The 24,134-nt window shown below is 70.1% G+C and carries 22 protein-coding genes; 10 read left to right on the top strand and 12 right to left on the bottom strand.

Going from position 1 to position 24,134, the window contains the following annotated elements; genetic code table 11:
• Positions 1-322: tetratricopeptide repeat protein (locus ACWEGE_RS31375; protein WP_449664055.1), on the top strand; the 322-nt coding region annotated here is incomplete at its 5' end.
• 338 nt (positions 323-660) lie between these two features.
• Here ACWEGE_RS31375 and ACWEGE_RS31370 read toward each other — a convergent pair.
• The 4 genes from ACWEGE_RS31370 to ACWEGE_RS31355 all read right to left on the bottom strand — a co-directional run bounded on the left by ACWEGE_RS31370 (position 661) and on the right by ACWEGE_RS31355 (position 4,549).
• The gene (locus ACWEGE_RS31370; protein WP_449664054.1) at positions 661-2,004 is read right to left on the bottom strand and encodes a sensor histidine kinase; all 1,344 of its coding nucleotides are present in this window, start codon (positions 2,002-2,004) and stop codon (positions 661-663) included.
• Complete coding sequence (locus tag ACWEGE_RS31365) at positions 2,001-2,672, bottom strand: response regulator transcription factor (RefSeq protein WP_449664053.1); 672 nt, start codon at positions 2,670-2,672, stop codon at positions 2,001-2,003. The genes ACWEGE_RS31370 and ACWEGE_RS31365 overlap by 4 nt, the downstream gene beginning before the upstream one ends.
• Before the next feature lie 71 nt (positions 2,673-2,743).
• Entirely contained in the window at positions 2,744-3,385 is a 642-nt protein-coding gene (locus ACWEGE_RS31360) for a hypothetical protein (protein WP_449664052.1), read from the bottom strand.
• A 171-nt stretch (positions 3,386-3,556) separates the two neighbouring features.
• The gene (locus ACWEGE_RS31355; RefSeq protein WP_449664051.1) at positions 3,557-4,549 is read right to left on the bottom strand and encodes an aldo/keto reductase; all 993 of its coding nucleotides are present in this window, start codon (positions 4,547-4,549) and stop codon (positions 3,557-3,559) included.
• A gap of 273 nt (positions 4,550-4,822) precedes the next feature.
• Between ACWEGE_RS31355 and ACWEGE_RS31350 the strand changes: the two genes are divergently transcribed.
• Positions 4,823-5,917: an alpha/beta hydrolase gene (locus ACWEGE_RS31350; protein ID WP_449664050.1), complete on the top strand. Its 1,095-nt coding sequence runs from the start codon at positions 4,823-4,825 to the stop codon at positions 5,915-5,917.
• A 13-nt stretch (positions 5,918-5,930) separates the two neighbouring features.
• Here the strand turns inward: ACWEGE_RS31350 and ACWEGE_RS31345 are convergent, their stop codons facing one another.
• Both ACWEGE_RS31345 and ACWEGE_RS31340 read right to left on the bottom strand, forming a co-directional pair.
• Positions 5,931-6,506 carry a TetR/AcrR family transcriptional regulator gene (locus ACWEGE_RS31345; RefSeq protein WP_449664049.1) on the bottom strand — a complete coding sequence of 192 codons (576 nt, stop codon included), beginning with the start codon at positions 6,504-6,506 and terminating at the stop codon, positions 5,931-5,933.
• Between the two features lie 147 nt (positions 6,507-6,653).
• Complete coding sequence (locus ACWEGE_RS31340; RefSeq protein ID WP_449664048.1) at positions 6,654-7,103, bottom strand: SMI1/KNR4 family protein; 450 nt, start codon at positions 7,101-7,103, stop codon at positions 6,654-6,656.
• Positions 7,104-7,411: 308 nt separating this feature from the next.
• On the opposite strand from ACWEGE_RS31340, the gene ACWEGE_RS31335 reads away from it, so the two are divergent.
• On the top strand, positions 7,412-12,070 hold the full coding sequence (locus ACWEGE_RS31335) for a DUF6531 domain-containing protein (RefSeq protein WP_449664047.1): 4,659 nt from the start codon (positions 7,412-7,414) through the stop codon (positions 12,068-12,070).
• A gap of 135 nt (positions 12,071-12,205) precedes the next feature.
• Here ACWEGE_RS31335 and ACWEGE_RS31330 read toward each other — a convergent pair whose 3' ends face one another.
• Positions 12,206-12,487, bottom strand: coding sequence for a winged helix-turn-helix transcriptional regulator (locus ACWEGE_RS31330; protein WP_449664046.1), 282 nt, complete (start codon positions 12,485-12,487; stop codon positions 12,206-12,208).
• 188 nt (positions 12,488-12,675) lie between these two features.
• On the opposite strand from ACWEGE_RS31330, the gene ACWEGE_RS31325 reads away from it, so the two are divergent.
• Both ACWEGE_RS31325 and ACWEGE_RS31320 read left to right on the top strand, forming a co-directional pair.
• Complete coding sequence (locus ACWEGE_RS31325; protein ID WP_449664045.1) at positions 12,676-13,515, top strand: SDR family oxidoreductase; 840 nt, start codon at positions 12,676-12,678, stop codon at positions 13,513-13,515.
• A 551-nt stretch (positions 13,516-14,066) separates the two neighbouring features.
• Positions 14,067-15,086 carry an SHOCT domain-containing protein gene (locus ACWEGE_RS31320; protein ID WP_449664044.1) on the top strand — a complete coding sequence of 340 codons (1,020 nt, stop codon included), beginning with the start codon at positions 14,067-14,069 and terminating at the stop codon, positions 15,084-15,086.
• A gap of 116 nt (positions 15,087-15,202) precedes the next feature.
• Here ACWEGE_RS31320 and ACWEGE_RS31315 read toward each other — a convergent pair whose 3' ends face one another.
• Positions 15,203-15,772, bottom strand: a complete 570-nt coding sequence (locus ACWEGE_RS31315) for a hypothetical protein (protein ID WP_449664043.1) — start codon at positions 15,770-15,772, stop codon at positions 15,203-15,205.
• Between the two features lie 158 nt (positions 15,773-15,930).
• The gene (locus tag ACWEGE_RS31310; RefSeq protein WP_449664098.1) at positions 15,931-16,773 is read right to left on the bottom strand and encodes a phosphotransferase family protein; all 843 of its coding nucleotides are present in this window, start codon (positions 16,771-16,773) and stop codon (positions 15,931-15,933) included.
• A 337-nt stretch (positions 16,774-17,110) separates the two neighbouring features.
• On the opposite strand from ACWEGE_RS31310, the gene ACWEGE_RS31305 reads away from it, so the two are divergent.
• A complete protein-coding gene (locus tag ACWEGE_RS31305) occupies positions 17,111-17,626 on the top strand; it encodes a hypothetical protein (protein WP_449664042.1) in 516 nt (171 codons plus the stop codon).
• A gap of 113 nt (positions 17,627-17,739) precedes the next feature.
• Positions 17,740-18,135 (top strand): Imm7 family immunity protein, encoded by a 396-nt coding sequence (locus ACWEGE_RS31300; protein ID WP_449664041.1) that lies wholly within the window; start codon positions 17,740-17,742, stop codon positions 18,133-18,135.
• 55 nt (positions 18,136-18,190) lie between these two features.
• On the opposite strand, the gene ACWEGE_RS31295 is transcribed toward ACWEGE_RS31300, so the two are convergent.
• The gene (locus ACWEGE_RS31295) at positions 18,191-19,630 is read right to left on the bottom strand and encodes an FAD-dependent monooxygenase (RefSeq protein WP_449664040.1); all 1,440 of its coding nucleotides are present in this window, start codon (positions 19,628-19,630) and stop codon (positions 18,191-18,193) included.
• A gap of 113 nt (positions 19,631-19,743) precedes the next feature.
• On the opposite strand from ACWEGE_RS31295, the gene ACWEGE_RS31290 reads away from it, so the two are divergent.
• Positions 19,744-20,709: an Lrp/AsnC family transcriptional regulator gene (locus tag ACWEGE_RS31290; RefSeq protein WP_449664039.1), complete on the top strand. Its 966-nt coding sequence runs from the start codon at positions 19,744-19,746 to the stop codon at positions 20,707-20,709.
• Between the two features lie 172 nt (positions 20,710-20,881).
• Here ACWEGE_RS31290 and ACWEGE_RS31285 read toward each other — a convergent pair whose 3' ends face one another.
• Both ACWEGE_RS31285 and ACWEGE_RS31280 read right to left on the bottom strand, forming a co-directional pair.
• Positions 20,882-21,568: a signal peptidase II gene (locus ACWEGE_RS31285; RefSeq protein ID WP_449664038.1), complete on the bottom strand. Its 687-nt coding sequence runs from the start codon at positions 21,566-21,568 to the stop codon at positions 20,882-20,884.
• A 135-nt stretch (positions 21,569-21,703) separates the two neighbouring features.
• On the bottom strand, positions 21,704-22,132 hold the full coding sequence (locus ACWEGE_RS31280; RefSeq protein ID WP_449664037.1) for an iron chaperone: 429 nt from the start codon (positions 22,130-22,132) through the stop codon (positions 21,704-21,706).
• Positions 22,133-22,240: 108 nt separating this feature from the next.
• On the opposite strand from ACWEGE_RS31280, the gene ACWEGE_RS31275 reads away from it, so the two are divergent.
• The gene (locus ACWEGE_RS31275; protein ID WP_449664036.1) at positions 22,241-22,840 is read left to right on the top strand and encodes a TetR/AcrR family transcriptional regulator; all 600 of its coding nucleotides are present in this window, start codon (positions 22,241-22,243) and stop codon (positions 22,838-22,840) included.
• A gap of 39 nt (positions 22,841-22,879) precedes the next feature.
• Positions 22,880-24,043 (top strand): hypothetical protein, encoded by a 1,164-nt coding sequence (locus tag ACWEGE_RS31270; RefSeq protein WP_449664035.1) that lies wholly within the window; start codon positions 22,880-22,882, stop codon positions 24,041-24,043.
• Positions 24,044-24,134 lie beyond the last annotated feature (91 nt).

The following is a 24,134-nucleotide window of genomic DNA, read 5'->3' as shown; positions in this document are numbered from 1 at the left end:
GGTGCTGGGACCCGACCACCCTGACACGCTGCTCTCGCGGAGCAATCTGGCGGCCGCGTACCAGTCGGTGGGTGATCTCGGGCGGGCGATCCCTCTGTTAGAGGCCAGCGTCGTCGATCGGGAGCGGGTGCTGGGACCCGACCACCCTGACACGCTGCTCTCGCGGAGCAATCTGGCGGCCGCGTACCAGTCGGTGGGTGATCTCGGGCGGGCGATCCCTCTGCTCGAGGCCAGCGTCGCCGACAGCGAGCGGGTGCTAGGCCTCGACCACCCCACAACCAGGACCATCCGCTCGAACCTCGATGGGGCGCGATCGATCTGAGGCCGCCGTCGTGCGGTCTTTACAGAACGGGCCGACGGTGGCGCCGCACGCCCGCTCTTCGGCATGAGCGAGCGCGGGAAGCGGGCAGTCGCGGTCATGGAGCCGGCACCTGGCGGGGGTGGCCGGCACTGGAAGGGGTGGCGATGGTGGTCGCGGACGTCAGCCCGCACCGGCGCCGATGTCGACCGACGCCGCCGCGCATACCGCGAACAACCCCTTGCTGGGGTTCAGGGGTCCCATGAGGTTGCGAAGGCGGTGGTCTTCCGGCTTTCGATGCCACCTGCATCACCGGCGCCGAGTTTCCGGTGGACAGCAGAGCGTCCCAGACCTGATCCCGCTCAGTCCGGCACAACCGGCAGGTGGAACCGCATGCGCAGCCCGTGGTCCAGCGGTTCGGCGGCGACCTGCCCGCCGTGGGTCTCCACCACCTGGCGCACGATCGCCAGACCCAGCCCGGAACCGGGCATCGACCGGGCCTGGGTGGAGCGGTAGAACCGGTCGAAGACGAACGGCAGGTCGGCCGCGGGGATACCGGGGCCTTCATCGGTGACCGCGAACTCGCCGTCGGCCACGGTGATCGTGATCTCGCCGTCGGGTGGGCTCCACTTCACCGCGTTGTCCACGAGGTTGCCAATGGCTCGTTCGATCGCGTCCGGGTCGACGTGCACGAGGCACGGGGTCAGGGTGGAGGTGAACCGGGGGGCCGAGGTTCGCGTGGCGGCCTTGGCGATCACGGTCTTCGCCACCAGGTCGAGCCGCGTGTCCTCGGTGCGGGCGGTGTTCTTGCCGTACCGGGCGAGGTCGACCAGGTTGTTGATCAGCGACCGCAGTTCCCGTGCCTGGCCGATCGCGTCCTGCACGAGCGCCGGGGCCTCGGGCGCGCGCAGGCCGTCGCCGTCGGCGAGCAGTTCGAGGTTGGTGGTGAGGCTGGTCAGCGGGGTGCGCAGCTCGTGTGAGGCGTCGGCGACCAGTTGCCGCTGCGCCCGCATGGACGCGTCCAAAGCGGTTGTCATGGCGGCGAAAGCCTGACCGAGGTGGCCGATCTCGTCACGTCCGGTCAGGTGGTCGACGGGCGCGGTCAGGTCGTGGGTCGCGGTGATGTGCTCGACGGTCCGGGTGAGCTGCCGGACCGGCCGCAGCACGCGGCGGGCCGCCAGCCGCGCGGTCACCGCGGCCACCAAGCCGCCGCCGAGGGTCAGCGCGACCAGCAACGCCGCCAGCGAGGCCAGGATCGCAGTCTGGTCGTCCTGCCGGTGGGCGACCCGCATCAGGCCACCCGGCGGCTTGCCCATCCCGGAGGTGAGGAGGCGGTACTCGACGCCGTGGTAGGTCGTGTCCTGGAAGTACGTGGGCTGCGTGCCGTTGGCGACGTCCGCGTCCCGCTGGGTGATCTCGACGAAGGCCCGGTTCGAGCCGGGGTACACCGGGCCGCCGACGAACTGGACCAGCATGCTGCCCAGTTCGACCGGCTCGTCGATGGGGATCTTGTCGCCGGACTCGGCGACCTTCTGCTTGAGCTGGCGGGCGAGGGAATCACCCTCGCTGATGCTCTGCTTCAGCGACGCGTCGACCTGTTGCCGCATGATCGACCGCACGGCCGGGTAGACCACCAACGACGCCACGGCGAGCGCCAGCAGCACGACGACTCCACCCGCGAGGCCAACCCTGGTGCGCAAGGTCATGGTTCTTCCCGCAACACGTATCCCAGGCCGCGCACGGTCTGGATCAGCCGGGGCTCACCGGCGGCTTCCAGTTTCCCGCGCAGGTAGGAGATGTAGACCCACAACTGGTTGGATGCGGGCCCGAAGTCGTAGCCCCACACCGATTCGAAGATCAGCTCGCGGCCCAGCACGCGCTGTGGGTTGCGCAGGAACAACTCCAGCAGCGAGTACTCGGTGCGAGTCAGCTCGATCGCCCGGCCGTTGCGCTGCACCCGGCAGGTGGTGGTGTCCATCTCGACGCCGGCGAACCGCAGCACCTCCTGGACCGCGCCGCTGCGCCGCAGCAGGGCTCGCAGCCGTGCCCGCAGCTCGTCCAGGGCGAACGGCTTGACCAGGTAGTCGTCGGCGCCCGCGTCCAGCCCGGCGACGCGGTCCTCGACCAGGTCGCGCGCGGTGAGCATGAGAATCGGCGTCTGGTCGCCACGGCGGCGCAGCCGCCGGCAGATCTCCAGGCCGTTCGGTTCGGGAACCAGCACGTCCAGCACGATCACCTCGGGCCGCGACCGGCCGAGCTCGTCCAGCGCCTGCTCGCCGTCGGCCGCGAGGGACACCTGATAGCCGTCCCGGCGCAGCGCATGCTCCAGCGAGCGGCGGACGGCCTCGTCGTCATCGACCACCAGTACCCGCACGCGCCCAGTATGGAGCACACCACGGAGTCCGGACCGGCCGTTGGCCGGCCCGGACACCCCGGCGGAGAGGATCACTTCCCGCTCGACGCCCCGTCCTTGGGCTTGTCGCCCTCCTTCTTGGCGAACTCCTCCTTCACCTTGCGCAGCGCGTCCAGCAGCCGCTGCGGGGTGGTCCCCAGACCCTTGGCGATGGCGATGAACGCCGGATCCTTCGTGACGTCGTCGCCCTTGCCGCCGACCTTTTCGAGGTCCTTGAACACCTGCCGGGCCCGGTCCTCGCCGATCTTCAGCTCGGCGGCCAGCAGCTTGACCACCTCGGCCGGAACGCCCGCGTCCTTGCCGGGACCGGGTTTGCCGGGTCCGGGTTTACCGGACAGTGCCTGCAGCGCCTTCTCCGCACGGGCAACCGTGATCCCCAGCTCCTTGGCGAACGCGGCGATGGCCGTGGCCTTGCCGGTTCCGTTGCCCAGAGCGCGTTTCAGGTTGCCCAAGGCGGTGGTCAGCTGCTTGACCGTCACGTGCAGGCTCGCGGCGACCTTGGCGAGCTGCTCGTCGTTCGTCCTGCCTTCGTCTTTCTTTCCGCCGTCCTTCTTGCCGTCGGTGTGTGCCGAAGACGGAGCCGCCGGAGCCGCTGCCGACGCGGCGGCCGCGCCGGTCACGGCCGTCAGGCCGGCCACCATGACAGCGGCGACAAATCTGGTTCGAATCCCCATGTGTGTCCTCGCTCGATGCGGGGCACCGGCCCGTCCGGTGCCGCCCCCCACCACACCAACTGCACTTCAGCGGGACTTTCACCCGACTTTGGAATCACCTAAGAGGAGTCGGTTTCGATCATGACCGGCAACCGGGGTGCGATACCGGACGTCCTGCGCGGCGCCCGCCGGCTAGCCCCGAGCGACCTCGGCGGTGTGCGCGGGGGTGTAGCGCTCGCCCGTCACCTGGTCGCTCAGCGGGTCCAGCGCGGCCAGCGCTTCGGCGTCCAGGGTGAGCTCCAGCGCGGCCGCGTTCTGCTCCAGCCGGGCCGGGCTGCGGGTCCCCGGGATGGCCGCCACCGCCACCCCGAGCCGCTCGGCCTGGGCGTACACCCAGGCCAGCGCGACCTGGGCCGGGGTGGCACCCAGCCGGCCGGCCACCTCGCGCACGGTCTGCGCGATCTTCTCGTTGGCTTCGCCCGCCTCGCCGGCGAAGCGGGGGTTGGTGCGCCGGAAGTCCTTTTCGCCCAGGGTGGAGCGGTCCAGGGTGCCGGTCAGGAACCCCCGCCCCAGCGGCGAGTACGGCACCAGCCCGACCCCCAGCTCGGCCATCACCGGGGTGACCGCCTCGACGTCGCGGGTCCACAGCGAGTACTCGCTCTGCACCGCGGTGATCGGGTGCACCGCGTGCGCCCGGCGCAGCAGCTCGCCGTCGACCTCGGACAGGCCCAGGTGGCGGACCTTGCCCGCCTCGACCAGCTCCGCCATCGCCCCGACGGTCTCCTCGATCTCCACGTCCTGGGGCGGGCGGTGGGCGTAGTACAGGTCGATCACCTCGACACCCAGCCGCAGCAGTGAGGCGTCGCAAGAGCGCAGCACGTAGTCCCGGGCTCCGCGGATGCGGCGGGCCCGGTCGCCGGCGCTGCGGTCGATGCCGAACTTGGTGGCCAGCTGCACCTCCTCCCGGCGGCCGTGAACGGCCCGGCCCACCAGCACCTCGTTGTGCCCGCTGCCGTAGGCGTCGGCGGTGTCCAGGAACGTGACGCCCAGCTCCAGGGCCCGGTCGATGGTGGCCATCCCGCCGTCCCAGTCGGCGGCGCCGTAGCTTTCGCTCATCCCCATGCACCCCAGGCCCATGGCGCTGACGGTGAGACCGGGCGAGCCGAGCGTGGTTCGGGTGATCATGTGCGGACACTCCTCCTGCCCGGCGGACCGGGCCGTACCCCGAGGGCTGACGAACGCCGCCGACGCTAGGACCTGGAGCGCGCTCAAGGTCAATCCGGAGGACCGGTCGCGCCGGCGGCTGGTGGTGTGACCGCCGCGCTGGGATGCCGATGAGCAACCGCGTCGCAGCATCGACCTCGTTTCTTGACTTCCAATCAAGAGAATCCTAGCCTCCGTGTCGACCGGCTCTTGATCGCAAGTCAAGAGCGACCGGCGAGCCGAACGAGGTAGGCGATGGACGCTTCGACGGAGAAGGACAGCCACGCTGCGTCGGTGCGGCGGGACGTGTGGTTCGAGTCCGGGGGCGTGCGGTGCGCGGCGTGGCTGTACGTGCCGCCGGCGGAGGGCGGACCTCGGCCGTTGGTGGTCATGGCGCACGGGTTGGGTGCGGTGCGGGAGTGGCGGTTGGACGCGTTCGCCGAACGGTTCGCCGCGCAGGGCTGGGTGGTGCTGGTGTTCGACTACCGGTACCTGGGGACCAGCGAAGGATCTCCCCGGCAGCTGCTCGACATCGCTGACCAGCTCGACGACTGGCGGGCGGCACTGGCCTACGGCCGGTCCCTGCCGGAGGTCGACCCGGACCGGATCGCGGTGTGGGGGACCTCGTTCGGCGGCGGGCACGTGCTGCGCATCGCGAGCGAGGACCACGGCGTGGCCGCGGTGGTGGCGCAGTGCCCGTTCACCGACGGCCCGGCGTCGTTGCTCTCCCGGCTCCGGTCCGGCCCGGTGAGCATGGCCGGGCTCGTCATCGCCGCCGTGCTCGACGTCGTCGGGTCGGTGTTCGGGGCGAAGCCGGTGCTGGCTCCGGTGGTCGGCGTGTGGTGGATGCCCGCCTTCCTGGTGTCGCCGACCGCGATCGCCGCGGCGTCCAAGCTGATCCCGGCGGGGTCCCGGCTCTCGCCGCGCACCGCCGGCGTCCTCGCCCGGGTCCCGGCGGTGGGCACGGGGTTGTCTTCGACCGTCGAGACGGGCGGGCAGCCGTTCCACCCCGGTGACACCGCCGTCGGCCGTGACACGATCTGGGGTGTCATGACCGGTTCCGACGGTGGCGGCGATAGCGCCAACGCGGTCGCGGCCCGGCTGGCGTTGCGGTTGCCGCTGTACCGGCCGGGCAAGGACCTGCGCAAGATCGCCGCGGCGACCCTGTTGTGCGTGTGCGACGACGACCGCGCCGCCCCCGCGCGCACCACGGCCCGCCTCGCGGCCGGGCAGGACCACGTCCAGGTCAACCACTACGACGGTGACCACTTCGACATCTACGTCGGTGACCTGTTCGAGCGCGCCGTCGCCGACCAGATCCGGTTCCTCGCGGCCCGGTTCAGCCGGTAGCCGGCCCGCCGCATCACCCGGCGTCGGGGGAGCCCGCCACGGCGGCGATGCCGCGGGCGCTGCGCACCAACGTCTCGACGACGGCGCGATCACCCGCGGCGTCGCCCGCGTGGGTCAGCATCCCTTCGACGACGAACACCCCGATCCGGGTCATCGCGTCCTGCTCGGTCTCCGGCACGCCCAACGCGGCCAGGTGCCATCGCAGGATCGCCTCCACCTGCGCGTGGAAGCCGTCGTGCCACACCCGCAGTGACTCCGAAGCCGCGACCCTGGCGTGCACCGTCGTGATCAGCCGGTCGACCCGCCGCAGCTCGGCGACCGCCCACAGCAACTGCTCGACCGGCGGTTCGGCCGAGCGTTCCGCCACGCCGGCCAGGAACTGCGCGAACAGCGCGTCCAGGACAGCGACCAGTACCTCGTCCTTGTCCTTGAAGTACCAGTAGACGGTGTTGGAGGTGACCCCTGCCTCGCGCCCGATCCGCGTCACGGTCGTGGGGTCGTAGCCTTCGTCCACGAACAACCGTGTGGCCGCGGCGACGATCTCGCCGCGCTTCTCTTCCCGGTCCTGCGGGCGTCGGTTGCGCGGCATCCCCCACCTGGCCAGATCGATCACACTGGAACCCCACTGTAAAGGGACACGGCGCCACAGGCGGCCTCGACCCGGCAGGACGATCGGGAGCACCGCGAGCAGGAAGAGCGACGGCTTGCGCACTGGGTCGGCGGAACGCCCGCCCAGCTACAGCCAGTCATGGCGCCGGTAGGTCGGGGCGAGGACGCCGAAGCCGAAGTAGTCGGTGCCGGGCAGGCTTTCGAGGAATTCACGGGTCGAGCCGGCGAGCGGTTCCTCGTCGAAGCCGTCGAGCAGGACGACGCGGTCCTTGCCGGCTGCGAGATCGGCGGTGTGCCAGCCGCACATGGCCCGGTTGTCGCTGCGGGCGAACACGATCACGTCGGCGGTCGGTGCCAGATCGTCCTCGTCGAGCAGGTCCTCGATGAGCTCCCGGTGCGTGCACATGCCGTCCGGCGGTTCGAAGTGCAGGAAACCACCGAACGTGCCGACCCCCACCTGCCGGTAGAGCTCAGCCAACGCGCCCGGCAGCGGCGTTCCGTGCTTCTGCTCGAACGCGGCGATGCCGGCCGCCGCGACAGCGCCGCCGGTTCCGGACACCGAGACCCCAGGCCACATGGCGGCCAGCCTATCCCGAGCCGGGGGCGCTCCTGAACTGCGGCGATGGAGGATCGGCCGGCCGAGGCGGCGCAGCGGCCGCCAGGTGAACCCGCTGGTGCGAACGGGCTCTTCCGGCGGGACTTCCGCGCAGTTCCGGCGTTGTTCACCCCCGGTTTGTGGTGCCGACTCGCTAAGGTCACCCTGGTGGGGGATCGGCGGTACCCGGTCACGAGAGTCGCCCGCGGCGGGTGCCGTGTGCGACGTCCTCGCGGTGGCAGCCGGTGCGGTGATCGGGTGCGAGTGAACCGTGAGAAGGAACGGATGCCATGGCGAACCCGCTGGTAGCTCAGCGAGAAGATTCCACCACCGCCATCTCCGGGGTGTCGCTGCTGGAGTCCGCGAACGACCTCAAAGAGGGGATCGAGAAGGGCGACTGGGCCTCGATCGCGATGGGGGCCGTCGGGGTCGCGCTCGACACGCTGTCCGCGGCCCTGGATCCCTTCGGGGCGATCCTCGCCGCGGGCGTCGGGTGGCTGCTGGAGCACGTCGGCCCGCTGTCCGCGGCGCTGGACGCCCTGACCGGGGACGCCGACGAGATCAAGGCCCAGTCCAAGACGTGGGCGAACGTCGCCGCGGAGCTCGGGGCCGTCGGCGAGGACCTGGCCGGGATGGTCAAGGCCGACCTGCAGTCGTGGACCGGGAACGCCGCCGACCAGTACCGGCAGCGGGCCGCCGACGCCGTCGACGTCCTCGCCGCCGCCCAGAAGGGCTGCGAGGGGGCCTCCAGCGGGGTCAAGACGGCCGGTGAGGTCGTCGCCGCCGTCCGGATGCTCGTCCGCGACATCATCGCCGAGCTCGTCGGCCACCTCATCAGCTGGGCGCTGCAGGTGGTGTTCACCCTCGGCATCGGCCTGACCTGGGTGGTGCCGCAGGTCGTGGCCGCGGTCGCCAAGACCGCGTCGAAGATCGCCGACATCACCAAGCGGCTCGTCAAGGCGCTCAAGGCTCTCGTGCCGCTGCTCAAGAAGGCCGGGACGCTGTTCGACGACGCCGCCAAGGCGATGCGCAAGATCAAGCCCGGCAAGGCGAACGCCCCGAAGCCGGTCAGGGACATCAAGCCCATCAAGGACAAGGGCCCCGAGCCCAAGAAGGGCGACGGCGGACCCGAGCCCAAGAAGGGGGACGGCGGACCCGAGCCGAAGAAGGACAAACCGCGCGACGACGACAGCACGTCGGCCTCGAGCGCGGGCCACGGCGACGGCGGCAAGGGCGGCGGCGACGGTCACCGGAGCGGCGACAACGGCCCGGACAAGAACGGCCCCAAGAACGACGGCGACCAGACGAACACCAGCGGCGCCGGAAGCAGCGGCGGCAAGCCGGACAAGGGCAAGGGCGGTGGCAACGACACCGCGAAGAAGGACAAAGCCGACCGGTCGACGGCCGACAAGTCGAAGAACTACTGTGGCGACCCGATCGACGTCGCGACGGGCGAGGTCGTGATGACCCAGGTCGACCTCACCCTGCCCGGTGCGGTCGCGGACCTGGAGATCTCCCGGACGCACCTGTCGTCCTACCGGGCCGGGCGGTGGTTCGGTCCGTCGTGGACGTCCACTTGGGACCAGCGGCTGGAGTTCGACGCGAACCGGGTCCGGTTCTACGCCGAGGACGGCATGGTGCTGGACTACCCCGTCCCCGGCGAGGAGCCCGTGCTGCCGGCGCAGGGGCCGCGGCACCGGCTGCGCCGCGCGCCGGAGGGTTACCGGCTCTCGCTCGGCGATCGCGAGCTGCACTTCTCCGGCACCGGCGGCGTTCTGCCGGTCACGGCCATCGTCCAGGGCGGCGAGCGCACTGAAATCGACTACGCCGCCGACGGTTCACCCACGAGGCTCCGCCGCCCCGGCGGCGCCGAGATCCTGGTCAGCACCGCGCGGGGACGGATCGTCGCGCTGGGGGCGCCGGACCAGCCGCCGGTGGTGCGGTTCTCGTACAACCGGCACACCCAGCTGAGCGCGGTGACGGACTTCGCCGGCCGCTCGATGGCGCTCGACTACGACTTCGACCACCGGCTCGTCGGCTGGCAGGACCGGGTCGGCACCTGGTACCGGTACGTCTACGACAACGCGGGGCGCTGCGTCCGCGCGGTGGGCGCGAACGGCTACTACAACGCGGCCTTCGCCTACGAACCCGGCGAGACCCGGCACACCGACGCCCTCGGCCACACCTGGACCTACCGCCTGAACCCGGCCCGCCAGCTGGTCGAGCGCATCGACCCGCTCGGCAACTCCCGGCGCTACGAATGGAACCGGCGGGACGAACTGCTGTCCCAAGTGGACGAACTGGGCCGCGAGACCCGTTACGACTACGACGACGACGGCGCGCTGGTGGCCATCCACCGCCCCGGAGCGCCCGCCGTGCGGCTGACCCCGGCCGAGGACGGCGCGATGTGGCTGCTGGCCGGCGAAGGCGACGACGTGCTCGAGCGGCTGGTGTTCGGGTTCGACCCGGCCACCGCGCTGCTCGGCAACGGGCTGCCGGTGGACGTCCTGGAGCCGGCCGACCCGTTCGAGGACGCTCCCGTGACCGACCGGGCGGCCCGGCCCGGCGACCGCGACTCCTACGGCCGCCCGCGTCTCGCGCACACGGCCTCCGGTGGCGCCGCGCGGCTCGGCTGGACCGCCGACGGCCGCCGCGCCTGGCGGCTCGGCCCGCAGGGCGGCCGCGAGACCTGGGTGCACGACGCGGAAGGCAACGTCGTCGAATACCGCGACGCGGGCGGCGCGCCGCGGCGTCGCAAACACGGCCCGTTCGGCCTGGTCCTGGAGGAGACCGACGCGGCGGGCGCGCGCACGCTGTTCACCTACGACGGCGAGCTGCGGCTCACCTCGGTGACCAACCCGGCCGGCCTGACCTGGCACTACGTCTTCGACGCCGCCGGACGGCTCGTCGAAGAGACCGACTTCGACGGACGGCGGACCACCTACGCCCACGACGCGGCCGGGCAGCTGCGGCGCATGACCACCGGCGCGGACCGGGTGGTCGAGTACGACTACGACGTCGACGGCAACGTCGTGGCGCGGCGGACCCCCGACGACGTCACCACCTACTCCTACGACGCGCTCGGCAGGCTGGTCGCCGCCGAGAACGCCGAGTCGCGGGTCGAGATCCGCCGCGACGGCGGCGACCGGGTCGTCGCCGACACGATCAACGGGCTCGGGGTGTGCTGGCGCGACGAAGGCGACGCAGTCGTCCGGCGGACTTCGTCCGGTGTGGACAGTGAGTGGCGCTTCACGGAGTCCGGCCTGCCCCGGTCGCTGCGGATCGCCGGCCACGACGTCGAATTCGGCTACGACGACGCCGAGCGGGAAGTCGTCCGCAGCGTCGACGGCGAGGTGGTGCTCCGGCGGCGGTTCGACGAGGAGGACCGGCTCGCCGAGGAGGACGTCGCCGGGGTCGGGCGGCGCACCTACCGCTACCGCCCGGACGGCAGGCTCGCCGGCGTCGACGACGCGATCCGGCCGTGGCAGCTCTCCTACGACGCGGCCGGCCGGGTCAGCGAGGCGCACGGGCCGGACGTGGTGGAGCGGTTCACCCGGGACGCCGCGGGCAACATCACCGCGGCGACGGCCCCGTCGCCGCCGGGCCCGCGCGGCTACGAGCGCAACCGGCTCGCCGGCATCGGCGACATCCACTTCGACGGCGACGCCCACGGCCGCGTCACCGGCTGGCGCCACGGCGACCGGTCGTGCGGCTACACGTGGGACCACCTCGACCGGCTGCGGTCCGCGCGCACGCCCGACGGCGCGCTCTGGACCTACCACTACGACCCGATCGGGCGGCGGTTCGCCAAGCGCTGCTGGCTGAGCGGCCCGGACGGGCAGCCCGAGCTCGCCCTGGACGTCCGGTACCTGTGGAGCGAGCTGAACCTCGTCGAGCAGGTGGAGCACCGCCCGGGTGACGGGTCCTACCGGTTCCTCACGTGGGAGCGCTTCGGCGACGACCGGCCCGTCGTGCAGGTCGAGCACGCCGGCGTCGTCGAGGAAGCCCGGTTCCGGGTGGTGATCACCTCGCCGGCCGGGACGCCGACCGAACTGCTCGACGAGCGCGGGACGCTGGTCTGGCAGGACCGCAGCAGTTTCTGGGGCGTGCCGCAGGCCGGTGCCGACATCGCGGCGATGCCGCTGGCGTTCCCCGGCCAGACCCGCGACGAAGAGACCGGGCTGCACTACAACGTCTTCCGGTACTACGACCCCCGGACCACGCGCTACCTCAGCCAGGACCCGCTGGGTCTCGCCGCGGCGCCCAACCCCGTCGGCTACGTCGACCAGCCGCTGCTCGAAAGCGACCCGCTGGGCCTCGCTCCGGAGCGGTGTTTCAAGGGGAAGGTGAAGGACCGCGCGAAGCGGCTGCGCGACCGGAACAAGAAGAAGCAGATGGCCCAGCCGGCGATCCGGAAGAGCCCGCGGAAGAAGCCCATCCGCGTCGACAACATGACCAAGGAAGAGTTCGAGAAGTTCAAGCCGGAACTCGACAAGATGCTGAAGGCCGACAAGCACTTCTTCTGGTCCGGCGGGCACATGGAGCGGGTGCCCGGGAAGAACAACCCGGACAAGTACCTCGGGTCGATGGAGGACAAGGCCACCGAGATCGCGAAGAAGCACGGCGGCAACACCCTGGAAGGCACCCTCAAGGACAACAAGGTGCAGATGCCCGGGTGGATCAAGGACCCCAACGACCCGAAGCGGCCGCTGGTCCAGGAGAAGTGGGACTACGTCTCCGAGACCTTCGCCAAGAACGCCGAGGCGGGCAAGACGCACGTGGTCTTCCCCAGCCACCCTGGCAAGGGCCACGACATCTACCCGTACCGGCGTTCGGACAACGTGTTCGACGTGACCGAGTACCCGCGGCTCAAGCAGGACGGCAAGGGGGACATCACCAAGTTCCACGACCGGACCGACTACGAACGCCCGTACCGCGCGCCCAAGTGAGGCCGGTCGCCGTCACACGCCGTGCGCCGTGTGACGGCTGGGTGTCGTCCTGTTCCCATGGCCGGCAGGCTGGGTGCCCCGCGCGGGCGCGTCCGGTGAGGGCTCGATGGGCTTTCGTGCCCCGCGGGTGGCGCGCTATTCCGCGCTGGGCGGGTCGGACAGCCGGCTGGTGATCCTGCCGAACAGATCCGCCAGCGGCTCGCCGACCTCCCGGCCGAACTCGGTCAGCCCGTAGGTGACCCGGGGTGGTGTCGTCGGCTCGACCCGCCGCCAGACGAGGCCGTCCTCGACCAGGGCGCGCAGGGACTGGGCGAGCATCTTCTCGCTGATGCCCCGGATGCTCTCGCGCAGCTCGTAGAACCGAAGGTCGTTGCTCTGCAAGGAGATCAGGACCCAGATGCCCCAGCGGCTGGTCACGTGGTCGACCACGTCGCGCGCGGGGCAGTCGGTGTGAAACACCTCATACCGAGCCCCACCGCCGGACTGTGTGAGCTGTGCGCCTCCCGCCACGTTGTGAGCTTACCCGAAGGTACGTCCTTACCAAGAGATAGCGCGGCCTCCTAGCGTCACGACCACGGAAGACGTCGAACGCGAGGGAGCTGTTCATGATCGTGGTGACCGGGGCCACCGGAAACGTGGGCCGTCCGTTGACGCGGGCGCTGGCCGAGAGCGCGCAGCAGGTGACGGCGGTGTCGCGGCACGCCGCGGCGGTGCCGGACGGCGTCCGCCACGTGGCGGCCGACCTGGCCGAGCCCGCCGGCCTCGAGCCCGCGTTGAGGGGGGCGAAGGCGTTGTTCCTGTTGCTGTCCGGCGACCTGCACGCCGCCGGAGCCAACCCGGCCGACCTCATCGGCAGAGCCGCGGCCGCCGGGGTCCGCCGGGTCGTCCTGCTGTCCACGCTCGGCGTGGCAACCAGGCCGTTCGGCACCACGCGGATCGCCATGCGGGCGCTGGAGGATCTGCTGCGGGAGTCCGGCCTGGACTGGGCCATCCTCCGGCCGGGCGGCTTCGCCTCCAACGCCCTGTGGTGGGCCGAATCCGTCCGCACGCGGCAGGTCGTCGCCGCGCCTTTCGGCGACACGGGCGTGCCGATCATCGACCCGGCGGACATCGCCGAAGTGGCCGCGGCCTGCCTGCCGGCCGACCGGCACACCGGCGCGGTGTACGAGCTGACCGGCCCGGAGGTGATCACCCCGCGGCAGCAGACGGAGGCCATCGCCGCCGCGCTCGGCGCACCGGTGCGGTTCCATGAGCTCACCCGCGAGGAGGCCAAGGCCGGGATGACCCGGAGCATGCCGGCCGAGCTCGCCGACGACACCTTGGACATCCTCGGCTCCCCGAACCCGGCCGAACTGCGCGTCAGCCCGGACGTCCACCGGGTCCTCGGCCGCGCCCCACGCTCCTTCGCCGACTGGGCCGCGCGCAACGTCGCCGCGTTCCGCTGAGGGGCCGATGGCTTCGCGAGCACCGCGGGCGCTCCTGCCGAGGCGGGCCGCAGGGGCGCCCGCGGAACATCCGCTCTTCGGCATGACCGGGCGTGTGCACGTGGGAGGCTGTTTTCATGACAGCCGGAGGGATCGCAGGACGTGAGGTAGTGCTCGAGACCGATCGTCTACTGCTTCGACCGTGGCGGGTGGCCGAGGCTGTCGTGCAGCGCGAGCTGTGGGTCGAACGTGATCCGCGAGTGCCGCGGCATCGGCGGATCGATGCTGGTGGGCGTCCGAGCGTTGCCGAGCTTGAGGAGGCGATTCGCGCTGCACGGAGCCTCCTTGGTCACCACCAAGCGGCTGTAGCACGGTCGGTGATTCGCCGGACGTATACCGGACCGGCGGCATTACAGCGCGTTTGTAACAGATTTGTTTACTTCGCCGGTGGCCGGAACTTCGTTCAGCGTCTTGACCCCGTGCACCGCCGAACGGGCGGAGCGGTTCGTAGCCGCGGAGACTTACGGTAGACTCCACGCGTTCGCTAATCGCGAAGGTATGGTAACGCGGAGGTGATTGCGGTAGAAGCCGATGGATCGAGCGGTGAAAACAGTACACAAGATCCTTCCGAAGCCCGTCTGCCGCCATATCCGGCGGTAGACATTCCGGAGTTGAAGCGACTCCTCAGTTATAGTGATCCGGCAGGCAAGTACTTCGTTTTCTTCCGGGATCGGCCGCCCAAGAAGGGTGGTCCAGGCTTGGTTGTCGCTCGAACCTCTGTGAGCGGGTTCGAGAAGATCGTTTCAGAGTACTTCCCGGTCACGGAGCGGGGGTGGCACGAAGTCTGGGATACCCTAGCGGCTCTTGCTCCGCGGGATTTCGAAAGATGCCGTAGAGCTGTCGCTCGCAATGAAGCTGCCTACCGCAACCGAACTGATGATCACGAACTTCGTCGAGAAATTGAACGCGGGACGCGGATGTTGCTGACTCCGGTGGTGTTCTTGGGCGGTGATCACGGAAAATGCGGAAACCTGAGGGTCAAGTCAGCTTATGACTTGCGATTCATGGATGACAAACTTGCGGTATTCAATGTCGGAACGCCGCATTTGGTCGGCGAGTTGCCTTATGGCGACTTCACGAATGTTCAGATAGGCGGACCGGGTGAAACTCAGTCGATAAACCCTTTTGTTGACTCCGCCGGAAAAATCATAGGCACAGCCATTCGGGCCACCCAAGTGGGCATCAGTGACAGTTTTCTGAACGTTGCCGACAGTCTGATCTCGGCAGGCTTGAAGGCGGCTGGAACTCGCAGCACCACCAAGACGATCCTCGCTGTACGCACCACGGATTCAGAGTTGTTCTTCCTGTACACTGTGACTGAGCCAGGCCAACTCCGAATAGACCTGTCGCCGGTGCTCGGCAGGATCAGGGAAGTTCTCTCCTCGGCTAGGGTTGACAATATTTCGGAGGAAAGTCCGGATGTCGCCTCCATTATCGAGCGACTTGGCGACGCCGCGAAGTTGCTGGATCGTGGACTGATCAGCCGCGAAGAATTCGACCGGTTGAAGTCGCAGTTACTTCCCGGAGATTAGTCTCGCTGCTGCCCGCAGGGCAGAGAGTATGCGAGATCGGCGCTGGGAAGGACGTAAGCGCGGTCGGATGGGTTGACTCAGGAACCCCCAGGCGGCCGGTCCAGGCACCTCGGCCGTCAGCTCGCGAGCGAAGGCTCGGAGCCGGAGGGGGCCGCCTCGACCGGGCTCTCGGCCTCGCCGCCGAACCGGTCGTGCACCTCCTTGACCACGTCGGCGATCTGGCTCAGCTGGGCCAGCACGGCCTGGTGGGTCGCCCGGATGGCGGCGGCTTCCTCTTCCGCGCGGGAGATGATCAGGTCCGCCTCCCGCTGCGCGGCGCGCTCGGTTTCCGCACGCGCGCGCTCCGCCTCGGCGGCCGACTTTTCGGCGGCCGCCCGCAGGGCCTCGCCCTCCTGGCGGGCCTGTTCCTTGATCTCGGCGGCTTCGGACTTCGCGACCTGGAGGATCTTCTCGATCCGCTTGCCCAGGCCCGCGGCGCCGTCCGGTTCCCCGGAACGCGGCGCGGGCACCTGGGCCTTGGCCAGCCGGCGCTCCGCGAGCCGCCGCGCTTTCTCGTGCCGGTCCACCCGCTTCTCCGCGACCCGCACGTACTCGTCCACCTGCCGGCGGTCGTACCCCCGCAGGACGATCGGGAATCGGACGTCGGACTCCGGCAGTGTCTCGGGTTCAGAAACCGTGTTTTCCATGCACCGAGTGTCCGCAAGATCGAGCGGACCGGCAAACCGAATTCACCCATAGGTGCACCGAAAACGCCTTTCGGTGGCTCATCCGCACATTCCCCTGAAAGTGATGTTTAGGGCCGACATCACGCTGGTGCACCTGCCGGAACGGTCCAGCCCGAGCACTACCCCGGGGGCAGCAGCGCCAGCGCCGCTTTCGCATTGTGTTCGGCGATCCCGCGCATGGAAGCACGATCGGGGAAGTCCCCGTCGAGGAGACGCAGTGGACCGGCTACGAGCGACAGCCGCATCGCGAGCAGGTAGAAGTCGAGCCGATGGTGATCGAGGCCGGGCCGGACCAGCGTGGTGTAGTGCGTGCCGAAGCGGAGCCGCAGGAAGACGTGCTCCCACTCGACGTCGAAGTACATCAGGCCCTCGATGTCGATCAGCACGGGGTGCCCGCCGGCTTCGATCAGGACGTGGTCGGGTCCGAGTTCTCCGTGGATCAGCCCGTACTCCGCGCGAGGACGGACCAGGCCGGCCAATTCCTGCAGCCGGTCGCGCAACGCGCGGCCGGCCGCCGCGATGCGCCCGTGGCGCTCCGCCGCCTCCTCGAGGTCCCGCAGCGCGCGGTCGAGAACCCGCCGCTCGCAGGGGACCTCGGGCACCGATCCGCTCCGGTTCAGCAGGTCGATCCTGCCGTAGTGCCGGCTCCGGTGCCGGTGCATCACTTCGAGCGTCTCGGCGAGTTCGCCCAAGGCTTTCGCGGCACGCGAGTAATCGGTTTCGAAGAGTGCTTCGAGCGTGCCACCGGGAACGTCCTCGACCACCGCGACGTCCGCCGGGCAGCGGCGACGGCTGTCGTCCACCAGGTGGATCCGTGGAATTCGGACGCCGAGTTCGTCCAAGCTGCGCTGCGCGGCCAAGAACGGGACCAGGCCCGAGGCAGGCGCGAACGGGTCGGCCGGGTCGGTCGCTCGTTCTCCGGGCCAGAAATTTTCGGTTTCGGCCCAGTTGTAGACGATCACGCTGGTCAAGCGGGTTCCCTCGAGGTGGATCCGGTACACCCCTTTCTTGCTCCCACCGCGCAACCGGTCGACCGCGATCACTCGGCAGCCCGCTCCCAGCGCATCACGTATGAGCCCCGAGAGACCGTCTAGGTCAGCGAATTGAGGCATTCCCGAAACCTACCGAAGAGAACGCCACCGCGGGCTGACAATCTTCTCCGGCCTCCCGCCACGAACGGAATGATCTTCCGAAACCCGGGGCCGGCTCAGTCGGAACCGGGCAGTTCGGCCCACACCGGGAGCAACCCAGAGCACCCTGCCGGGCGTCAGTCCGGGAAAGAACGCCGGGAGGGCCGCTGTGGATGTGCCGACGAATGTTCTGCTTCCGGGTGAGCGGCTGCTGTGGTCTGGACGGCCGCAGCGCCTCGTCCTTGCTCGGTTCGATTGGTATCAGTCCGGCTTCGGTCTGCTCTGGGCGATCGCGACCATCGTGGTCCCGGTGGCCAGGCACCAACCGCTGTCGTTTTTCGCGTGGGCCGTCGGGGTGGGGGGTGTCGCGTTCGTCTGGGTGCCGGTCGTTGCCAGGTTGCGAGGGCGGCGCGGTGTGGAGTACGTCGTGACCGACCGGCGGATCGTGCCGGCCGATCGCTTCTCCGGCAGCACGCGGGCATCGGCTTGTCTGGGCACGCTGCCGCCACCGGTTGCCCGGATCCGGCAGGACGGCAGCGGAACCATCGTCTTCGGCAGGCTCTCACGCGCCCCTTTGCCATCCCTTCCTGTGCTGTGGTCCCTGATGGCGACGGGGCTGGTCGCGGTGCCGGAGGCGGGGCGTGTCCGTGATCTGATCGCGTGGGCGCAGGCCGGACAGGCCTGACCTCACCCGGACGCGTCCGATTCCGCTGCCGCATGATCACCAGCCGGTTGGTGATCAGCGGCATGAGCGGAAATCTGCGGCGGCCCGTCGGTCCGGCCTTCTAGGCTCTCGCCATGTTCGAATACCACGGCTGGATAACGCTTCGCTCGACCGCTGAAGCGCTCGATGACGAACCACCCGTTCGCCTCGACGAAATCCGAACCCTGGTCGACGAGCTCGCCGGCTATGCGTTGATGGATCTGCAGCCGATGAACGGCACGGACTACATTCACCTGGGCGGCAGCCCGAATCACCGCGGGCAGCACGGAGGAGAGGTGATCGACTTGTTCACAAAGGTCGGTCGGCTTGCCCCCGGGTCCTACGGGCTGTTGTACGTCCACGACGACGAAGACCTCGAGCACCGGCAGGACTTCCGCGTCTTCCGGCTGGTCCGGGGCGTGGTGACCGAGCACGCCGACCACCTCTTGTCACCCGTGATCCCCACGTTGGAAGACGCGGAGACGGGCTGACCTCGAGAGCCACGCCCGGTCTTCCGCACCTGCGGACATCGGTGGGCGTCGTTGCTCAGTTCGGCTCGCCGAACCAGTGAGCGAGCGCCGGTTCGAGGGTGCCGGGGTCGCCCGCCCAGCACACGTAGCCGTCCGGGCGGATCAGCATCGGCTCGGTGGCGGTGCCCTCACCGGCGCGGTCGATCCGATCCGGCCAGAGGGCGGCGATCTTGGCGAACCGGCCGGCCGGATCGATCAGCAGGCCGCGTCCGGAGCGGAGCAGTTCGTGGGACCGAACCGGGCCGAGGTCCAGGTCCGGCGCGGGCAGGCCGACGAGCGGGTGGTCTTCGGCACCCGGCATCGGGTAGCGGATACCCATCCCGGACAGCGTGTCGTCGAGGTGGTACTGCACCTGCGGCAGCCGCGTCAGGGCCGCGAACAGGTCCTTGACGGCCAGCAGATCCGGGTCGCGGGTGCCCTGCTGGTCCATCAGCAGGCTCTGCGCCTGGACGTTGCGCAGCACGGCGGCCGCGACCGGGTGGCGTTCGGCGTGGTAGGTGTCGAGCAGGTGCTCCGGGGCCCAGCCGTGCACCGCGGCACCGAGCTTCCACCCGAGGTTGAGCGCGTCCTGGATCCCGGTGTTCATGCCCTGCGCGCCGATCGGGAGGTGCACGTGGGCGGCGTCGCCGGCCAGGAACACCCGGCCGTGCCGGTAGCGCGCGGCCTGCCGGGCCGCGTTGGTGATGCGGCGGGCGTAGCGCAGTTCGAGCAGTTCCACCCGGGAGCCGAACACCGCACGCAGCCCCTCGCGGACCTCGTCCTCGGTGACCGGGACCTCCCGGGGCAGCGACCGGCCCGGGCCGCCCAGCGAGAGCCGGTGCAACGGACTGCCGTGCGGATCGGTGCCGAGCGGGAACACGGCCGCCCAGTGCCCGTCCTCGTTCCGGGCGTGCGTCATCGCCCGGACGTCGCCGCTCAGCCGGACGTCGGCCGCGACCGTGGTCACCGTGCCGGGCCTGCCGGGGAACTCGGCCCCGAGCAGCGACCGCACCGTGCTGCGGCCGCCGTCACCGGCAACCAGGTACCGGGAGCGGAGCACACCGCCGCCCGCGAACGTCGCGGTGACGCCGTCCTCGTCCTGGGTGATGCCGGTCAGCTCGTGGCCGCGGCGCACGGGGATGCCTTGTGCGGCAAGGTACTGCTCGAGGAAACCCTCGATCTCGACCTGGGGGATGGACCGCCACGGATGGCGGTGCCTGCCACGGGTGAGCGGGAGCGTGATCCCGGCGAAGTGGGCGATGCCGGCCGGGTGGTTTCCGTAGGCCAGCAACGGCTCCAGCAGGCCACGTTGGTCGAAGGCCTCCTGGGTGCGGGATTGCACGCCACCCGCCTTCGACAACGCGCTGCGCTGCGCCAGCTTGTCGACCAGTACGGCCGGCACCCCCGCCACCCGCAGTTCGTTGGCCAGCGTGAGGCCGGTCGGCCCCGCGCCGACGACGAGCACATCGGTGTCCATGGATTCTCCCTCGATTGCCGATCATGACGTGAGCCACCCTCGACCGGCCGGCACCGAGGCGCCAGAAACGAGCTTGATCGAGTCGATATCCGACACCCGCTAGGCTTCGAGCGGTGGAATCCGACTACGACGAGCTGGATCGACGGCTCGTGCACGCCCTGCAGGTCAACGGCCGGGCGCCGTTCAGCGCGATCGCCGAGGTTCTCGGCGTGTCGGATCGCACCATCGCCCGCCGGTACGCCCGGCTGCGGGCGGCGGGGGCGGTGCGGGTGCTGGGCGGGGTCGATCCGACCGCACTGGGCGCGGTGCTGTGGTTCCTGCGGGTGCGTTGCGCGCCCTCGGCGTCGGTCCCGGTCGCCGAGGCGTTGGCCCGGCGTCCCGACACGTCCTGGGTGAGCATCACCTCCGGCGGCACGGAGATCACCTGTACCGTCCGGACCGAAAGCGTGGCCGACAGCGAGACCCTGTTGCTGGCCAAGCTTCCCCGCACCGCACGAGTGGAGGGGGTGAGCGCGCACTCCGTGCTGCACACGTTCTACGGTGGCCCGGAAAACCTGGTTGCCAAGCTCGGATCGCTGGAGGAGGCGGCGATCCAGCGGCTTCGCCCGCCCCCGGTGCCGCACCGGCCCGGACCGGTGCGGCTCGACGACGGGGACCGCAGGCTCCTCGCCGCGCTGGCCGCCGACGGCCGGACCGAGGTCGAGCGGCTGGCCGTGCTGACCGGCTGGTCACCGACGACGGTCCGGCGCCGGATGACCGAGCTGCGCGAACGCGGGGTGCTGTACCTGGACATCGACGTCGACGTGAGCCTGTTCGGCGTCGGCCCGCGAACGCTGCTGTGGCTCTCGGTCGCGCCGGCCCACCTGGAGGAGGTGGGGACGGCGCTGGCCGGGCACGCGGAGATCGCGTTCGCCGCCGCCACGACCGGGCCGACGAACCTGTACGCGACCGTGGTCTGCGCAGACCAGCGCGAGCTGTACCACTACCTGACCACCCGGGTGGCCGGGCTGCCCGCCATCACGCACATCGAGACGGCGCCGGTGATCAGGACGGTGAAGCAGGCCGCGAACCGGACGTAGCGGCCAAGCCGCGCACCCGTGAGACACGCCGACCAGCCGGGCAAGTTCCGCTCAAGCTGGTCACCTGGTCGGCCGCACACGGCGTGGTCCCGGCCGACCCCGACGAGGCCTGCGAGATCAGCTGGGGCACGCTCTACGGCATAGCCTCGCTCGGCTGTCTCGGCGCCGGCGGTCATCGGGTCCTGTTGGCGCCGGGGGAGGGGTTCGGTGTGGTCACGCCGCCGTAGTTCAGCGCGCCGAAACCGACGACGAGGACGAGACAGGTGGCAGTGGCGGCTCCGGACAACCACGTTCTACGTCGGTGGTGTCGTGCCGGAGGTGCGGGGCACGCGGCTGGGGGGCGGCGGGTGGACAAGGTGCTTGCGACCACGGCGAGGATGAACAGAAGCGTGGCGCAGACGATGAACACGTCGGCCAGGTTGTAGCGAATCGGCCCGAGCGCGATGAAGTCGACGGCTCCGCGCACGCTGCCCGGGGCGGTCAGGTAGTGCAGCCCCAGGCGGTCGAGCAGATTGCTGATCCAGCCGCCGACCATCAGGCCCGCGGGAACGAGGATGACCGCTGACGGCCGGCGGCGGATCAGCACGATCGCGGCGGCGGTCAGCACACCGAAGTCCATCAGGTCGAGCAGGGCGCCGGTGGTCGGATCGGCGTACCACTGGCTGATCGTGTTGCCGACGAGGAAGTTGCCGCCGTAGTTGATCTTCGCCAGCGGTGCGTGCCGCCAGGCCCACCACTTGCCGAGCTGATCCACCACGGTGACCGCCGCAAGCAGGGCAAGGACCGCGGGTCGGTGCGCCAAACCGCCGATCCGGGTCACCTGGGCCGGGTGAACGGCGGCTGTCGAGTCGTTGCTCATGATCGCGCCCCCTGGGGTAGCGGTCAGTGTGCTTCTCGTCGCCCAGGGTGACTGGCAATTATTGCGAAATCTTTACGATCTGTAACCTTCTGTGTGCCAACTGTCCACAAGCCGGCCGGGCACCGGTGGGTTCGTTCATCGCACCGCTTGCGTCACCAGCGCGGCGATTCTCTTCTCCACCGCGGGTGTGACGTCGGTGAGTGCGAAGCCCGTCGGCCACATCGGGCCGTCGTCGAGGGTGGCCTGGTCGCTGAAGCCGAGGGTGGCGTAGCGCGCCTTGAACTTCTCCGCGCTCTGGAAGAAGCAGACGACCTTGCCCTCGAGGGCGTAGGACGGCATGCCGTACCACAGCTTCGGTTCCAGGGCCGGCGCGTGGGCGGTGACGATTGCGTGGACGCGCTCGGCCAGCACCCGGTCCGCCGGGGCCATCTCGGCGATCTTCGCGAGGACGTCCCGCTCCGCCTGTGCTGCCTTGTCGGCCTGCGACGCACGCCGGGCGGCGGTCTTCAGCTCCTTGGCGTGGTCCTTCATCGCGGCGCGCTCTTCGGCCGTGAACATGCTCATGAAAGTCCTCCTCGCGTCCTTTCGGCACGGGTCGTGCCGTTAGTGTCATCATGATCGCCGAGCCGGTGGGCTGTCAATGGCACGGTGCGTGTCGATAAGCTCGGGTGCATGGCCGAGGAACCGCGGCGGCGAGGCGCTGCCCGCACCGACGAGCTGCTCCGGACGACTCTCGAGCTCGTCACCGAGGGGGGCTACGCCGCCCTGAGCATCGAGGCCGTCGCGCGCCGGGCGGGCGTCGGGAAGCACACGATCTACCGGCGCTGGCCGTCGATGGCGGCGCTGCTGCTGGACGCGCTCAGTCGCGTGTGGACCACCGGCCTCGACTACCACGACACCGGCGACGTCCGCGCCGACCTGCGCGAGCAGTTCCTGCGGTCGGCCCCCGCGCTCGCCGCGCCGCCGATCGGGCCGGTCTACCGCGCGCTGATCGCCGAAGCCCAGTCCGACGAAACCCTGCGGGCCACGCTGCACGACCGGTTCCTCCGCACCGTCGAGGAACGCACGCTCGCCCGGATCGTCCGGGCCCAGCAGGCCGGGGAGCTCGTGGCCGGCGTCGACCTGACCTTCCCGGCCGAAGTCCTGTGCGGCACGTTGTACTACCGCTACCTGCTCTCGACCCGCATCGCCGACGAAAAGGCCGTGGACGCGTTGCTGGACATGTTCATGGCCGCGTACGGGCGTCCGGCGAACACTGCCACGCGGGCATGATCGGCGCGCCGCCGGAGATCGTTGTGGCAGCATTCGTCCATGTCATACGACCTGCAGGTCTACACGCCGGACCAGCTCGACGCCGCCGCGCTGCGGAGCCTGGTGAACGCAACCTCGGGCCTGGAGATCGAGGGCGTCGACAGCCGGCGATCACTGACCGTCGTACGCGGTATCCGCCGGCGCTGCTCGTTCACCGTCGACGGGCCCGACCGGGTCGGCCCCGAAGATGTGCCGGTCGAGGTGACCGGCCTCCTTCTCGGGGCGCGCTATCTGTACTCGGTGCTGGTGGAGGGCAGCAGCGAATCGGAGATCCCGCACGCCCTGCGCTTCGCCAAGCAGCTCGCGGCCGCGCTCAACGGCGTGCTGCTCGACCAGCAGACCGGCCGGACGTGGTCGCGTTCCAAGTCGCGGGCCATCGTGAGACCGCCGCGGAAGACACGTGTCCCCATGGTCGGTCTCGTGTGGAACTGCCTGCGTGAGCAGGTCCCGGCCGACGCACCTGCGTTGTTCATCGCGGCGGCCGAACGTCACCTGCCGGAAGCACTGCCACGCCGCTTCGGGGACTATGAACCGTTCCAAGGCAAGTACTCCGAAACGGGTGAGGAAGGCTTCACCAAGGCGTGGCTTGAGGTGACGTCCTCGATGCTGTTCTTTTCCGGCTCCGGGCCGTGTACCGGTGGGTACCTCGGCGGCGGGCCCGGGCAGCAGTTCCCGGACCGCTTCTGGTCGATGTCCCTCACGCTGCTTGCCGAACCGCTGCGGCAGGCGCCGTGGCGAGACGCGGTCCGGGACCTGTTCACCGCACTCGCCGACACCCTCGGCACCTTCTACGCCTCCGCCGAGGTCACCCGCGACCACCTCTGGTCGGGTAGGTCGGCGTTGGCTGACGGCCAGACCGAGATGACGGTGCGCACCTTGCGGCACCAGGATGGCTGGCTGGGTCTGCCGCCCCATCCGACGTGGTGGTCGTGGTTCGGTTCGCCGTACGCATCGGTCGCCGGACTGCTCCCCGGCGACCGACGTAGGCCGACCTCGAACGGGGTGTTCTTCGAGTCCGCAACCGAGCCCCTCCCGCGAGACCGGACGGAACCGCTGGACCGCTGGCTGCCCGCGGACCTGTTCGCCCGCCTCGGGCCCAATCCCCACCACCAGCAGCCCTTGCCCCTCATCCGGGCTGCCGTCGTGCCGAGCGAACTCGGCTGAACCTGCCCGCAGGCCGAGACGCCCCTCCCGGCGGTCCGCCGTCGGTCCGCGGCGAAGTTCTGCGTGGAGGTACACGGATCTCGCGCGGCGG

The sequence above is a fragment of the Amycolatopsis sp. NPDC004747 genome (assembly GCF_053601335.1).
The sequence above is the reverse complement of the archived record's forward strand: the minus strand, read 5'-3'. Positions and strand labels throughout refer to the sequence as shown.

Excerpts from the sequence above, each read along its gene's own strand:
- ACWEGE_RS31370 (WP_449664054.1), bottom strand. The coding sequence starts at position 2,004 with ATGACCTTGCGCACCAGGGTTGGCCTCGCGGGTGGAGTCGTCGTGCTG.
- ACWEGE_RS31360 (WP_449664052.1), bottom strand. The coding sequence starts at position 3,385 with ATGGGGATTCGAACCAGATTTGTCGCCGCTGTCATGGTGGCCGGCCTG.
- ACWEGE_RS31325 (WP_449664045.1), top strand. The coding sequence starts at position 12,676 with ATGATCGTGGTGACCGGGGCCACCGGAAACGTGGGCCGTCCGTTGACG.
- ACWEGE_RS31315 (WP_449664043.1), bottom strand. The coding sequence starts at position 15,772 with ATGGAAAACACGGTTTCTGAACCCGAGACACTGCCGGAGTCCGACGTC.
- ACWEGE_RS31355 (WP_449664051.1), bottom strand. The coding sequence starts at position 4,549 with ATGATCACCCGAACCACGCTCGGCTCGCCCGGTCTCACCGTCAGCGCC.
- ACWEGE_RS31335 (WP_449664047.1), top strand. The coding sequence starts at position 7,412 with ATGGCGAACCCGCTGGTAGCTCAGCGAGAAGATTCCACCACCGCCATC.
- ACWEGE_RS31295 (WP_449664040.1), bottom strand. The coding sequence starts at position 19,630 with ATGGACACCGATGTGCTCGTCGTCGGCGCGGGGCCGACCGGCCTCACG.
- ACWEGE_RS31300 (WP_449664041.1), top strand. The coding sequence starts at position 17,740 with ATGTTCGAATACCACGGCTGGATAACGCTTCGCTCGACCGCTGAAGCG.
- ACWEGE_RS31350 (WP_449664050.1), top strand. The coding sequence starts at position 4,823 with ATGGACGCTTCGACGGAGAAGGACAGCCACGCTGCGTCGGTGCGGCGG.
- ACWEGE_RS31345 (WP_449664049.1), bottom strand. The coding sequence starts at position 6,506 with ATGCCGCGCAACCGACGCCCGCAGGACCGGGAAGAGAAGCGCGGCGAG.
- ACWEGE_RS31280 (WP_449664037.1), bottom strand. The coding sequence starts at position 22,132 with ATGAGCATGTTCACGGCCGAAGAGCGCGCCGCGATGAAGGACCACGCC.
- ACWEGE_RS31270 (WP_449664035.1), top strand. The coding sequence starts at position 22,880 with ATGTCATACGACCTGCAGGTCTACACGCCGGACCAGCTCGACGCCGCC.
- ACWEGE_RS31340 (WP_449664048.1), bottom strand. The coding sequence starts at position 7,103 with ATGTGGCCTGGGGTCTCGGTGTCCGGAACCGGCGGCGCTGTCGCGGCG.
- ACWEGE_RS31285 (WP_449664038.1), bottom strand. The coding sequence starts at position 21,568 with ATGAGCAACGACTCGACAGCCGCCGTTCACCCGGCCCAGGTGACCCGG.
- ACWEGE_RS31275 (WP_449664036.1), top strand. The coding sequence starts at position 22,241 with ATGGCCGAGGAACCGCGGCGGCGAGGCGCTGCCCGCACCGACGAGCTG.